At 47.9% G+C, this 13474-nt stretch carries 11 protein-coding genes and 2 tRNA genes; 10 read left to right on the forward strand and 3 right to left on the reverse strand.

Annotated elements, in window-relative coordinates; all coding sequences use genetic code 11:
• Positions 1-84: 84 nt before the first annotated feature.
• Positions 85-1227: an aminotransferase class V-fold PLP-dependent enzyme gene (locus JMX98_RS02510; protein ID WP_201584408.1), complete on the reverse strand. Its 1143-nt coding sequence runs from the start codon at positions 1225-1227 to the stop codon at positions 85-87.
• 124 nt (positions 1228-1351) lie between these two features.
• The gene (gene hemA, locus JMX98_RS02515) at positions 1352-2707 is read right to left on the reverse strand and encodes a glutamyl-tRNA reductase (RefSeq protein WP_201584411.1); all 1356 of its coding nucleotides are present in this window, start codon (positions 2705-2707) and stop codon (positions 1352-1354) included.
• Positions 2708-3306: 599 nt separating this feature from the next.
• On the opposite strand from hemA, the gene JMX98_RS02520 reads away from it, so the two are divergent.
• The 10 genes from JMX98_RS02520 to JMX98_RS02565 all read left to right on the forward strand — a co-directional run bounded on the left by JMX98_RS02520 (position 3307) and on the right by JMX98_RS02565 (position 12569).
• Positions 3307-5205 (forward strand): tetratricopeptide repeat protein, encoded by a 1899-nt coding sequence (locus JMX98_RS02520; protein ID WP_201584414.1) that lies wholly within the window; start codon positions 3307-3309, stop codon positions 5203-5205.
• A 148-nt stretch (positions 5206-5353) separates the two neighbouring features.
• Positions 5354-6046 carry a lipoprotein insertase outer membrane protein LolB gene (gene lolB, locus JMX98_RS02525; RefSeq protein ID WP_201584417.1) on the forward strand — a complete coding sequence of 231 codons (693 nt, stop codon included), beginning with the start codon at positions 5354-5356 and terminating at the stop codon, positions 6044-6046.
• Between the two features lie 104 nt (positions 6047-6150).
• Positions 6151-7113, forward strand: coding sequence for a 4-(cytidine 5'-diphospho)-2-C-methyl-D-erythritol kinase (gene ispE, locus JMX98_RS02530; protein ID WP_201584420.1), 963 nt, complete (start codon positions 6151-6153; stop codon positions 7111-7113).
• 437 nt (positions 7114-7550) lie between these two features.
• Positions 7551-7626: transfer RNA gene (locus JMX98_RS02535), tRNA-Gln, on the forward strand.
• 163 nt (positions 7627-7789) lie between these two features.
• Positions 7790-7865 (forward strand) — tRNA-Gln (locus JMX98_RS02540).
• A gap of 110 nt (positions 7866-7975) precedes the next feature.
• Positions 7976-8923: a ribose-phosphate pyrophosphokinase gene (locus JMX98_RS02545; protein ID WP_058367921.1), complete on the forward strand. Its 948-nt coding sequence runs from the start codon at positions 7976-7978 to the stop codon at positions 8921-8923.
• 395 nt (positions 8924-9318) lie between these two features.
• Positions 9319-9993, forward strand: a complete 675-nt coding sequence (locus tag JMX98_RS02550) for a 50S ribosomal protein L25/general stress protein Ctc (protein WP_201584423.1) — start codon at positions 9319-9321, stop codon at positions 9991-9993.
• A 190-nt stretch (positions 9994-10183) separates the two neighbouring features.
• Positions 10184-10765: an aminoacyl-tRNA hydrolase gene (gene pth, locus JMX98_RS02555; RefSeq protein WP_201584426.1), complete on the forward strand. Its 582-nt coding sequence runs from the start codon at positions 10184-10186 to the stop codon at positions 10763-10765.
• A gap of 109 nt (positions 10766-10874) precedes the next feature.
• On the forward strand, positions 10875-11255 hold the full coding sequence (panD, locus tag JMX98_RS02560; protein WP_201584429.1) for an aspartate 1-decarboxylase: 381 nt from the start codon (positions 10875-10877) through the stop codon (positions 11253-11255).
• A 303-nt stretch (positions 11256-11558) separates the two neighbouring features.
• A complete protein-coding gene (locus JMX98_RS02565) occupies positions 11559-12569 on the forward strand; it encodes a calcium/sodium antiporter (protein WP_201584444.1) in 1011 nt (336 codons plus the stop codon).
• A 241-nt stretch (positions 12570-12810) separates the two neighbouring features.
• Here the strand turns inward: JMX98_RS02565 and JMX98_RS02570 are convergent, their stop codons facing one another.
• Positions 12811-13470 (reverse strand): RDD family protein, encoded by a 660-nt coding sequence (locus JMX98_RS02570; RefSeq protein WP_201584447.1) that lies wholly within the window; start codon positions 13468-13470, stop codon positions 12811-12813.
• Positions 13471-13474 lie beyond the last annotated feature (4 nt).

Here is a 13474-nt window from a genome sequence, read left to right on the forward strand (position 1 = left end):
ATTAACAGGCTCAGTATTTTTAAGTGCTTGAGTTATTGACGGTTATATTCTCCAATATGAAGCCTGTAAGCGCCAAAGTAGCTATTAAGCAGACTGCTCTGCTAATACTTGCTCAAGAGCGCTTTCAAAACGCTGAACCGCACCGTCGATATCGGTTAACTTATCGAGACCAAATAGTCCTACGCGGAACGTTTTGAAGCTATCAGGCTCGCCTACTTTCAAAGGCACGCCAGCGGCAATCTGTACGCCAGCCGCCGCAAACGCCGCGCCTTTATGCATATCATCACGGTCGGTGTAGCATACCACCACGCCTGGTGCTTGGTAGCCTTCTGCTGCCACGCTCGCAATCCCTTTGGCTTCGAGCACTTGACGAATGCGCTTACCCAGCTGCCACTGCGCATCGCATAGTTTATCAAAACCGATCTTTTTGGCTTCATTGACGGTGTCGCGGAACTGGCGCAAGCTATCGGTTGGCATTGTCGCATGATAAGCGTGACCGCCATTCTCATAAGCGCGCATAATCTCTAACCACTTCTTTAAGTCCAGACTAAAGCTATTAGATTCTGTATTTTCTACGCGCTGGACGGCCGCATCGCTCATCATCACAAGCCCTGCGCAAGGGGTACTACTCCAGCCTTTTTGCGGCGCACTGATCAACACGTCGATGCCCAAGTCTTTCATATCGAGCCAGACACAACCTGAGGCGATACAGTCAATGACCAATAAGCCGCCAACGCTATGAGTGGCCTCGCTCAAAGCTTTGATATAGTCATTAGGCAGAATCATACCGGCTGAGGTTTCAACGTGCGGGGCAAATACCATGGCAGGCTTGGTCTCTTTAATTTTAGCGACTGCATCTTCGATCGCGACAGGAGCAAACGGCTTTGGCGCGTCGCTATCTTCGCGCTGGGCGTTTAATACCGTAGAGGATTTGGCAAGATTGCCTTTTTCTAAAATTTGCGTCCAGCGATAACTAAACATACCGTTACGAATGATCAAGCAGTCTTGATCTTTGGCCAGCTGATTGGCTACCGCTTCCATGCCATAAGTACCCGAGCCAGGAACGATGGCGACCGCATCGGCGTTATAGACAGATTTTAGGTCGCTCGATAAGTCGTTCATGACTTGCTGAAAGACTTCTGACATATGGTTTAGGGCGCGGTCAGTATAAACCACGGAGTATTCTAGTAGGCCATTTGGATCAATATCTTGACGTAAGGCAGTCATGGGATGCTCCTTGCTCGTTGTCGGATTTTTGGATGGGTATAACCTGTGTTTTTCGCCCCATTGATTATAGGGGGTAATCTACCAAAAAACCAACCCGTGTTTAGTGAACGGGCGAGTAAGACATTTAGCGGCGGCGGTGGGCGTCTTGGAGTCCAGAGACCACAAAATCTAGCAGCTCACTGTCGCCTTGGCGGGCGGCTTTGCGCATGAGCTTGGATGGTGCGTGGGTCAGCGTTTGGGTAAGGCGACGTGACAGCTCGGTGAGGATATCTTCGGGATCGGCATTGTCTTGCTGTAGCTTGGCGATAGAAGCCTGTAGCAGCTTGTCCACCTGATCATGAGTACGGGCACGATACTGCTGGATGTCTTTGCCAACTTGACGGACCTGAAAACGGCGATCCATCTCAACGACCAGCTGACTGACCAGCAACTCGGCATCGACAGCTGCCTGCCTGCGCTGCTCGATATTGCCTGCGATCACATGCTGCAAATCATCGACCGAGTACAGATATACATCATCGATACGGCTGATGGTCGAGTCGATGTCGCGCGGTACTGCCAAGTCGATCATCAGCATCGGCTGATAACGACGGCGCTTGAGTGCCTGTAGCGTCATGGTTTTATCGATGAGTACATCCATACTGCCACTACAGCTACTGACAATATCGGCCTCGCCCAGCACTTGCGGCAGCTCTGCAAGTGCTCTGACCTCGACGCGGCGATTGGGATGACGCAATTCGGCCGCCAAGGCTTCGGCGCGCTCAGGATTGCGATTACAGATAATCACTCGCCCCACACCCAGCCCTGCGATATGCGTCGCCACCAAGCGGTTCATCTCTCCTGCGGCAACGACCAATAGCGTCCGACTGGGCAAATCATCAAATATCTGCGTGACCAGTTTGGCCGCAGCAAAGCTAAGCGATACCGCTTGCGCGCCTACTTTGGTCTCATTTCGCACGCGTTTGGCCGCGGCAAAGACTTGATCGACAATCCAGCCGAGCTGATTACTCAAGGCTTTTTGTTCTTGTGCCAAATGGACGGCGCGCTTGATTTGACCAAGGATTTGCGGCTCACCCAAGATCATCGAGTCCAAACCTGCGGCCACTCGCAGCCAATGCGTCAGAGCATGGGTATCACGGTGCACGTATAGATGAGGCTCAATCTCGGCCAGTGGCAGCTGCTTAAACTCAGCTAGCCATGTTTTTATCTTAATGATATGAGCGCTGATGGCGGCGGCCGATAGAGTGGTGCTGGTGGTCGTGGTGGCGTTGGTTGCAGACTGGGCAGGCTCGCTTTCTACAGGCTGCGGTACCAGTGCATAAATCTCGGTACGGTTACAGGTCGAGACGATCACGCTGCCATCGGTAAAGGCCTGTAACTGCTCGAGTGCGACATTCACATCGTCACCAACAAGCGCCAAGCGCTCTCGTAGAGCGACTGGTGCGGTTTTGTGATTGACCCCAATGACCACTAATCTCATTATCGATAGACCATAAACATGACGCCTAGCTGCCCACTCACGCTATCTTATTATTTTTAAAAGACAGTTTTTGACGACAGCGCTGAAAGGAAGACCCTAAAAACCGCTTATTATATCATTATTGCTGGCGTTAATTAACACTCACCCATCTATGATAGCGATATCTCTGTATCTGGTCGCAAATGTAACAAATCAACTACCGATATGATTGATAAAATCAATGGATGTGTTTTGGCAAATAGTCGCTAAGATCACCATAAATCATTCGCTTAGTGTCGCCTAACTTGTTATATTTCCACAGTATTCTGGTCAGCATAGCTATTTGTATAAAAGTTCTAGCAAAATAACTTATGCTTAAAACAAGTATCAGTCATAGCCTATCAATAGAATGATGATTGCTCAGATATGAGTAACACGGCTGCTATTGTTTATCTTGTCATTCTACTCTTATAATGTTTGACAGGCGCTTTCATCTGAGTGTTACCCTAAGTTTTCATCTCAGCCATTATCATTGAAAACGCACCTTAACCTGACGAACCACTCCTTATTAAACGCTACCTATGGATTAGGCAGTCACTATCGGGCGAACACAGCTATTTATGATTTTTTTTGGGTCATTATTTCGGGCACCGCCAGCACTTGATGAGCGATTGAGCCTACGCGCTTTATTAAACCTCATTATAGAGCGCTTGTGCCAACGCTATCGACTAACGCTATCGTTGGCTGTTTGTCTGTGCCTATCTGCCCCTGTGCACGCCAGTGCTATCGATACCCCAGCGAAGGCAGAAAACCGGCAAAACAGCGCCAGCACGCTTACGAGCGCAGCGACACCCAGCGCCGGTGAAAGACTGCCAGAGACTGTCGATGTGCAGCGCTTGGCTCCTGCTAGTATCTGGCAGCCTGAGCTAAGCGAGCCAAGCTTGTACGCGCTTTTGGCAGCAGAGTTTGCCGCTGATCGCGATGACAAACAACGCGCCGTCGCCATCTATAAACAGCAGTCATTCAAAAAAGATGCCACCGCTGTCTTTGAGCGGGCGCTGAGCCTGTCTTTACAAAATGAGAGTGTGGGCGACTCGTTACAGTTTGCCAAAACGTGGCAAGAGCAAAACCCCGATCACGTGCCTGCTTGGTTTTATGTCGCACATTTGGCACTGCGCGCACACGATTACGTCTTGGCAGGCGAGACACTAAACCGCATCTTACGCTACGATCCACGCGCCGACTTAAGCGAGATATTAATCGGTATCTATCCCAATACCGATGCTGACAAACGCGATCTACTCGCCGCGCTTCAGCCGCTCGATAGCACGCAAAATGCGTCATTATCGGTACTAAAAGCAGGCCTGCTCTATCAATTTAATGAGCCTGAGATTGCTATTGTACATATCAACCGTGCGCTGGCACGCCAGCCTGACTATGTGCCATTTATTACCCTAAAGGCAGATATCTTACGCAAAATCGTCACCGCCGAAACCGTGGTCAATTACCTTAGCCAAGCGCGCTTGCGCAACCCTGATAGCAAGAGTCTGTACCTATACGAGATTCGCTATTTACTGGACTTAAAACAAAGCCAAGAGGCGTGGCAATTATTACTACAAGCGCACGAGCGTTTTCGTGAGGATGCGGAGATTACCTTGCTTGCCGCCTTGGTCAGTCTGGATGTCGAAGAGTACCGCAGCGCTGATGAGCTGCTAAATATACTCGCCAAATCTCCGGCCTATCTCGATCGGGCCTATTATTATCTGGGCATCAGTGCTGAGCGTCAGCAGCGCTTTGAGCAAGCCAAACACTATCTCAATGCAGTGATGCAAGAGGACTTGGTATTGGAGGCACGTCGAAAGGTAGTGGCGTTTGAGCTACTTGATGACGATGTCGCTGCCGCCATCAGCACCTTAGAAAAACTACGCAAACAATTTAGCGTCTTTGCCCCTGACACTTATGTCATGCAGGCCGATATTTTATGGCAACAAAACGAGCCGGATGAAGCGCTACGGCTGTTGACTCGGGCAGCGCGTAAATACCCTGACAATGAGATGCTATTGTTTGCTCGCGCTCAGCTCCTCGATGATAAAAACGACTATATCGTCAAACGCACCTTGCTCAATCATCTACGCGCGCTCGATCCGAGCAATCTGGCCTATCGGCTAAGTTATGCCCAGCTGCTCTTGGCCAATGAGCCAAACTCTGAGCAAGGCTTGGCCTTGGCGACCGACATCATCCAAATTCGTTATGATGATCCGCGCTACGACAACGAGCTGCACTTGCAAGCGCTCAACATATTGGCAAGTAACGCCTTGACCAACCAACGCTATCAGCAAGTCATCGACTATCTACAGACGCCTTATGATGTCTTTCCGACCTTACGCTCAGGCACGCTGTTGCTACGTGCCTATCAAGGCCTGGGCGATAACGCCAAAGTCGAGGCTTTGCTTGCCGACTTGCAGAAGCGCTTTTCATTTGGTCAGCATAATATCAGCGACCGCATACAACTGTATTAGGGTGTGTGCAAAAGCGGGGTGCGGGTACCGGTTACAAGGCACTTATAAGAAGCTAACAGCCGCGTATAAGCGAGTAACAAATAGCGCTTAAGCTAGCCTTTGATCAAAATTATTATTTTTGCAAATTTGTTTGTTTTGAGGATGTTTTATGCCAGTTGCCACCCTTTTTTTTCAGCTCTCTGCCAAGTTTAAATCTAAATCCAAGTGCGAATCTAAGTTTCAGTCTAAAGCTAAATCGCAAAAGCTGACCCTGCTGACAGCGATGGCGGCTACCCTTGCCATCACCTCTGGCTGTCAGTCTCTAAAGACTGCCAATACTAGCCATCAATCAGGTACCATGATACAAGCTCAAAACGCAGATCAGCCCAAAAAGCTAGAGAGCTTTAACATCACAGGTAAGATTGGCGTGACAACACCTGCTAACGACTCGTCTGGTACCCAAGGCGGTAGTGCGTTTTATGCGTGGGGACAAGAAAACGATCGTTTTGCTATTGAACTCATCGGCGCGCTCGGTATTGGCAAAACCAATATCGAATACGATGGTCAGACGGCCACCTTGGTCAGCGAAAAAACCGGTACTTTGACCGCCGATGATCCTGAGGAACTATTACAAAAAGCCACTGGCTGGCAAGCGCCTATCTCGCAAATGCCTTATTGGATCTCTGGTAGCCCAGCGCCCTCAGATAGCGCTCCACAAATGGATGCTCAGAACCGCCTGATAAGCTCGGTCAATGGTGAGTGGACAGCTAGCTTTACCTATAAAGGCTCAGACAAACGACCTTCCAAAATCAGCGCAGTGCAGCCACAAGGCAACAAGGTTGTCATGACGATTAATCATTAATCCATCAGGTATCAACAACGGATCGCCTTTTAAAAGCTATCATGGCTCATTAAGATAGTTTTTTATGACTGTACCTTATGATGAAAAAACATGACTGAAGACATATGATTGAAAATATAGCAGCATCATCTGCTTCTACGATGACTCGTCTCTCACCTGCAAAAATCAATCTATTTTTGCACATTACAGGCAAGCGTACTGATGGCTATCATGATTTGCAAACCGTATTTCGCTTGCTCGATTGGGGCGATTATTTGCATTTTTCACTCATGGATGGTGCTGTGATACCAACGGCTGATGGCGAAGCAGATGCCGATACCCTCTGTCATCAGCTATTGGTATTAGAGGGTGCAGAGACAATCACGACTAATATAGAAGACAACTTAATTTTTAAAGCGGCGCGCGCTTTATTGGCCGCGGCCATAGCGTCAAACAAGCTACCCAAGCAGCTTACGCCAGTGACGATTGAGCTGGACAAACACTTACCCATGGGCGCAGGGCTGGGCGGTGGCTCCTCTAATGCCGCAACGACACTGCTGGCACTTAATGAGATATGGGCGTTTGGTTTCTCCCAAGATGAGATGATAGGCATCGGTGCGACAGTAGGCGCAGACGTACCCATCTTTATTTTTGGTCAAGATGCGATTGCGATGGGTATTGGTGAAAAATTAACTGCCATCAATTTGCCTGACCAGCAGTATTTAGTCTTAACGCCTGAGGCGCATGTCAATACTGCCAAACTATTCGCCCACCCCAAACTACGGCGAGATATCAATTCTCTGTCGATTGATACGATTAAAAATCAATCCAATGATTATGTTCAAAATTTGAATACGCCTTATTACAATGTCTTTACGCCAGTAGTCACCAGCCTCGCTCCTGCGGTTGCAGAGGCTTTAGATTACTTAAAAGGGTTAGAATCGCAAGCACTGGGCATAGCACGAATGACCGGCTCTGGTAGTGCGGTGTTTTTGCCATTGGATGTCAGTATTGCCAATGATAAAAATCTATTGGCAAAATGGGTTGAAGAGGCGCCTTGTCCTGCTTACTTGGTAGATAACTTATAATGGCGCTATAGTTAGCTGAATGTAAAACTGTTATGGATTTAAACGCGCTACTGGTATAAATTTTACTTGCGTGCTGCGTTCCCAGAGGCTGCGCAAAATTCATCCCAGTAGCGCTATGACATTTTTAGAGTGTATCGACTATATCAGAGTACAGACTGCGTCCCAAAAGCGGCGGCTTTCCTATACACACTAGGGCGGCTGATATAGATGCTCCTTTCGCGCTACGCCGATGGAGACTACGTAACTGTATTTAAAAAAAGTATCACAACAGCACGTCAGAAAAATTTATACCCGCTTCACGTTGAAATATAATGTATCTGTGTTATTTGGAATCGACTATATAAAAAAATCGAGTGCAAAAACTTTGAATAAATACCAGAAAAAGGCGCAAATGACTTGCAAAATCTAAAAATTTACTTATAATAGGTCGCCACAATAGGGGTATAGCCAAGTTGGTAAGGCATCAGGTTTTGATCCTGACATCCGTTGGTTCGAGTCCAGCTACCCCTGCCATTTTTAGTTTGGATTGCTAGTGATAGCAATTGACAACACCTTCCCAATTTCGGTATAGTTCGCAATGAACACCGCTAGGGAACACCGTTTTAGACGGTTGATAGGTAGCGACGCCTAGCTAATACTTTGTTAGCATTCAGCGCTCTTCCTGCCTAGACATTACAGGGGTATAGCCAAGTTGGTAAGGCATCAGGTTTTGATCCTGACATCCGTTGGTTCGAGTCCAGCTACCCCTGCCATTTTTTACTATCTTAATAGTCTATAATTACTTTCACCACTCTTTTCTTTATTTGGGCAGTTAGACACTGCTTAGTGGTCGCTGCTTGAGTCAATAAATAGGACTTCAGTCATGCCTTATTTGGCAATTTTTACGGGCAACGCCCATCCAGAACTTGCGAAAACCGTCGCCGACCACCTACACATTCCTCTTGGTAAAGCTGACATCACGCGTTTTTCTGATGGCGAAATTGCCGTGGAAATCAAAGAGCACGTGCGCGGTAAAGACGTATTTATCATGCAGCCGACTTGTGCACCGACCAACGACAATTTGATGGAAATTATGATGATGGCGGATGCGCTCCGTCGCTCTAGTGCGGGCCGTATCACAGCAGTGATGCCGTACTTTGGTTATGCCCGTCAAGACCGTCGTCCACGCTCAGCTCGCGTCCCTATCTCAGCCAAAGTCGTCGCCGATATGCTAAATATCGTCAGTATCGACCGCGTCATGACCGTAGATTTGCACTCAGATCAGATTCAGGGTTTCTTTGACATCCCTGTCGACAACATCTACGGCACCCCTGTCCTGTTAAATGACCTACAAAAACAAGACTACGACAACATCATGGTGGTATCACCTGACGTTGGTGGTGTGGTACGTGCTCGTGCGATGGCCAAACAATTGGGCGACACCGACATGGCGATTATCGATAAACGCCGTGCCCGTGCCAATGAGTCGCAAGTGATGCACATCATCGGTGATGTGCGTGATCGTGACTGCGTCATCGTTGATGATATGGTCGATACCGCAGGCACCCTATGCAAAGCCGCTGAAGCATTAAAAGAAAACGGCGCGCGCCGCGTATTGGCTTACATCACCCACCCTGTACTATCGGGTAATGCGCTAAAAAACATCTCTGAGTCAGCCCTAGATGAAGTGGTCGTGACTGATACCATTCCATTGTCTCCTGCTGCTCAATCTTGTAGCAAAATCCGCCAAGTCAGTATCGCACCGATGCTCGCTGAGAGCTTACGCCGCATCAATAACGAAGAGTCTATCAGCGCCATGTTTGACGCCTAACGACTTGTGTATCAGTGGCGGTTTGCACATACAGCTACACGGACACCTGATATAAAAAAAACAGCGCCATATTTGATGATATGGCGCTGTTTTTTATGTTCGCATTTTGCGTAGGTCTTTATTATTGCTACAAAACCACGTATAATGCGCGCCTGTGCCGACCGTTTGTGTGATCTTTGATGGTTGGCATCTTTAAAAGTGCTGATCACGTTTGCCAGATAGGTTTTTGCTGATATTTGTCAGTAAACGATGACGGCAAACATATTGCTCGGTTTTTTGGTTGTCAGCATCACTGATGACCGGTCATCGAGCTTTCATCACGTATTAGTGGATTGGTCGCAAATCCACTTTTTTATGACCAGACACTTCATTTATCTTTTTATAGGATTGTATCCATGAGTATTAATCATTTCGAACTAAGTGCAGTTGCCCGTTCTGCAGAACAGCAAGGTAAAGGTGCGAGCCGCCGCCTACGTAAGCAGAACCTAGTACCTGCTATCATCTATGGTGGTGACGAAGAGCCAACTGCGGTTTCTATCAAAATCAATGAGCTGGTTAAGTCTCTTGAATTTGAAGCGTTTTTCTCACACATCTTGACGCTAAATGTCGATGGCGAAGCGCATCAGGTCGTTATCAAAGACCTACAACGCCATCCAGCTAAAGGCTTCCCAATGCATGCTGATTTCCAGCGCATTGTAAAAGGTCATAAGATCAACATGAATGTTCCTGTGCATTTCACTGGCCGTGAAGAAGCACCAGGTACAAAAGCTGGCGGTATCTTGTCTACCCTAGTCTCTGACATCGAAATTGTTTGCCTACCATCACAACTACCTGAATACCTAGAAGTTGACGTATCAGGCATGGAAATCGGCGATCTATTCCGTCTATCAGACATCAAACTACCAGAAGGCGTTGTCATCTTCGAACTTGATATGGAAGATGCACACGACCGTACTATCGTTAACATGCAGCCACCAACGGTTGAAGAAGTTGACGAAGATGCTGACGAAGTTGATGCAGCTGATGTACCTGCGACCGAGCAAGGCGCTGAAAACGAAGACGGCGAATAATAAACGACCGCTAGGTCGTGGCACTATGCCGTCGACCTGCTGATAGGTTCGTTTCGTCAAAAAAAACAGCAGGTGATGTATATCTCCTGCTGTTTTTGTAAGTAGGGTTTAAGCATCACAGTGCTGTCAGACATAAACGACAGCACGACCAACCTTACGCTCATTTATCACATTTAAGCAGGATGTTTTTATGGCCATAAAGCTTATTGTCGGTCTTGGTAATCCCGGTCAGCAGTATATGTTTACGCGTCATAATGCAGGATTTTGGTTTGTCTACCATTTGGCGCAGCAGTTCAACATCCCCCTTTCTCCTGACAAAAAGTTTCATGGGATAACGGGACGCGGACAGATTCATGGCGCTGATGTACGCTTGCTGATGCCATCAACCTTTATGAACAAGTCGGGTCAATCAGTGGTTCCGATGGTCAACTTTTATGGCATCGACAACGATGAGCTGTTGATCGCGCACGACGAGCTGGATATTCCAGCGGGTAGTATCAAGCTCAAAACCAATGGCGGCCATGGCGGCCATAACGGTCTGCGCGATATCACCCCGCATATCGGCAACGACTTTCATCGACTGCGTATCGGTATCGGGCATCCAGGTCACAAATCGAAGGTCAGTGGACATGTCCTCTCAAAGGCCTCACCTGATGAGCAAATTGCCATCGACAGTGCTCTGAGCGCCGCGTTTGATGCGTTGCCATTGCTGTTGGGCGGCGATATCGAAAAAGCCCGTTCACAAATCAATAGCTTTAAATTACCAGAATAATGCTATAAAATTGCGCCAGCCTTTTATTTTTGCAAAATCATCCCCATTAACCTTTTGATTTCGCTCATTTAATCTGTTTTTAATATTCGTTTCACTAAGGAAGCACCTTATGCTACTTAATATGCTCAAATGCAAACTTCACCGTGCCCGCGTCACTCATGCCGAGCTGCACTATGAAGGCTCATGCGGTATCGATGGTGATTTATTGGACCTCGCCGGTCTGCACGAAAACGAATCAATCGACATCTATAATGTCACCAATGGCAAGCGTTTTCGCACTTATGCGATTCGTGCCGAAGCAGGCTCTGGTATCATCTCATTAAATGGTGCGGCTGCTCATATGGCAGACTTAGGCGATATCGTTATTATCTGTGCTTATGCGCACTTTGATGAAGCAGAAGCTGCGACCTACCAGCCAAAACTGGTCTACTGCAACGAAGACAACACGGTAAAAGACACCGCCAATATCATCCCTGTGCAAGTGGCTTAAGCGCCTGACGCTCCAAGCGCCGCTGACTCATATCAGGCATCACCGCTGTCAGCCGTCAGGGCATATATATGATTATCGTACATAAAAGCTGACTCTACAGAGGATTCAGCTTTTTTTGTGCCATTTTTATCTGGCACATTTATATTTGTATCCAAACTTAAAGACGGGCGGCGCTGGGCAATACCTGCCAGCTACTTTGTAAATAAACCTAGTTTTAACGGTTCGACAAGTTTTAACGCCTTGACAGAGCTTAGCGTGTTTTTTGAGTTTGATGTTATGATTCATTGATAAGGAAAGACACTGATGTGGTTGGCAGTTATTGCTGTATTGATCGGCTTGGCAATTTTGGTATGGAGTGCAGACGTTTTTATTGATGGTGCCACGGCGCTGGCAAAAAAACTCAATGTACCCAGTTTTTTGATTGGAGTTATTATTTTGGGTCTTGGCACTTCTGCACCCGAAATGGTGGTGTCGGTACTGGCCGCCTTAGAAGGCAGTCCAGAGCTGGCACTGGGTAATGCCTATGGCTCAAATATCATCAATATCGCCTTGGTACTGGGCGCAACTGCCCTAATAAGCCCCATAATCATCCATAAAGGCATCATAAAACGCGATCTGCCAATATTACTCATCATTACTGCTTTGGCCGCGTGGCAGCTGCGTGACGGGCAGCTGAGTATCGTTGACGGACTGGTACTCTTAGCACTATTGGTCGTGGTCTTGGGCATCCAAATCGTGCTGAGCGTGCGCGAAGGCAGCTCACATAAGGTTGATGATATCAATGATAATAAGATTGTAGAGCACCGCGCAGTGGATGACGCGCTGAGCGCAGCAGATAGTGAGCCAAGCTTGCTGCGTGGTTTGTGGGCGTTGTTCCTTGGACTGACCATGCTGGTGGCCAGCTCGCGCGCCATCGTCTGGGGCGCAGTAGAGTTGGCAACACTATGGGGATTGAGCGAGCTGATTATCGGTCTGACCATCGTCGCCGTCGGCACGTCTTTGCCTGAGCTGGTGGCCAGCCTATCAGCGGCGCGCAAAGGCGAACACGATATGGCACTGGGCAACATCATCGGCTCTAATATTTTCAACACTTTAGGTGTGGTGGGTCTGGCAGCAGTCATCGCTCCGATTAGCGCCAGTCCGATTATTTTGTCGCGTGATGTGCTGGCGATGAGTGCGATTACGCTGCTACTTGTCGTGCTGTGTAGCGCTGCTTTTATCAGACATCGCCCCTTTGGCCGAGGCTCAGGTGCGGCGTTGATGCTGTTTTTTGTCGGCTACACACTGTGGCTGATGCAAACCGTCAATATGTAGAGATAAGATGAGATTGAGGTAGCTGTGCTAACTGCCAGCGCTTTATCATCCCTGTATGATAAGCGGTACAAATGACGCTTATCATATAGTGAGTTCAGTATAAAAAAGATACAGTGAGACTGGGATAAATTTTATGCAGCATCGAGCAGCGCAGGCACAGCATGCAAGGAAAATGTATACCCGTTCCACATTGCCATATAATGTATCTGTTTTATTTAGAATCGACTATACAAGCTCACCGTTATTGATTTTTCTTACGGTTTTTAAAACCGCGCCATAGTCCCTCATGCGCCACTTTTGGCATCTTAAGAGTAATGGAATTTGAGAGCATATCTTGTACGGCAAGACCGCGGCGATTAAACAAACAAAACACGTAATTAAAAATTAAACCCAAGAACGCACTGGTTAGCATAATCGTGCGCGAACCACCGATCAGGCTGCCGATGACACCAAACAGCAACGGCATCAAACAAGCCGCCAATATACGTTTAAATGACTGTCCCCAAGTCAATAAATGCCCAGCATTGTTGATGGTCTTTAGCCGCCATGTCTGCATGCCAAGGGTCTGGCCGCCGCGTCGCCAAAATATCCCATAAAACGCCACCAAGGTCAAAACAAAAGCCGGCGTCATGACAAGGTTTTGATACCAAGTCGGTAGCGACTGCGCTTGCGACGATTCGGTGCCAGTCTCCATGGTCAGCAAAGTCCCAAGCACCGTCAATACCGTACCGACCAAAAACAACAGCGCCAAAATCAGCATGCCATCATACAAAATCGCCACCACCCGAGTTAAGGGTTTGGCAATGCTAGGGGCTTCATTTGGGTCTTGCTGCACAGGCGCGCCGGGTGCAGAGGATTTAGGCGCAGTTTTTGGCGGGCGTTTGGATAAACTCTTTGACATGGTA

Source organism: Psychrobacter sp. HII-4 (genome assembly GCF_904846595.1).
In the GTDB taxonomy this organism is placed as follows: Bacteria; Pseudomonadota; Gammaproteobacteria; order Pseudomonadales; family Moraxellaceae; genus Psychrobacter; species Psychrobacter celer.